Origin of the sequence: Psychrobacter sp. TB20-MNA-CIBAN-0197 (assembly GCF_040309765.1) — a bacterium.
Classification (GTDB): Bacteria; Pseudomonadota; Gammaproteobacteria; order Pseudomonadales; family Moraxellaceae; genus Psychrobacter; species Psychrobacter submarinus.
In genome coordinates this window covers 1-236 of the sequence record NZ_JBEOPC010001382.1, presented here as the reverse complement: position 1 = coordinate 236, position 236 = coordinate 1, and the positions used below count along the sequence as shown (strand labels likewise).

General features: G+C 64.0%; 1 protein-coding gene. It reads right to left on the bottom strand.

Annotated elements, in window-relative coordinates:
- Window positions 1-14 precede the first annotated feature (14 nt).
- On the bottom strand, window positions 15-236 hold a 222-nt coding region (locus tag AAEY83_RS18485; RefSeq protein WP_351061615.1), incomplete at its 5' end, for a pyrroline-5-carboxylate reductase family protein.

Here is a 236-nt window from a genome sequence, read left to right as displayed (position 1 = left end):
CATGTAAGGCTCCTTTATTTGCCCAGTTGTTCGGCCATTTCGGCCGAGCGGTGCGCGGCGGCGCCGAGTGCGGTTTCAACCAGCGCTTCGAAGCCGCCAGCCTGGAATGATTTGATCGCAGCTTCCGTGGTGCCATTCGGCGAGGTCACGCGGCGGCGCAGTTCGGCTGCATCGACATCGCTGGACACCGCCATGTGCGCGGCGCCCAGAGCAGTCTGCACGGTCAGTTGCTCAGC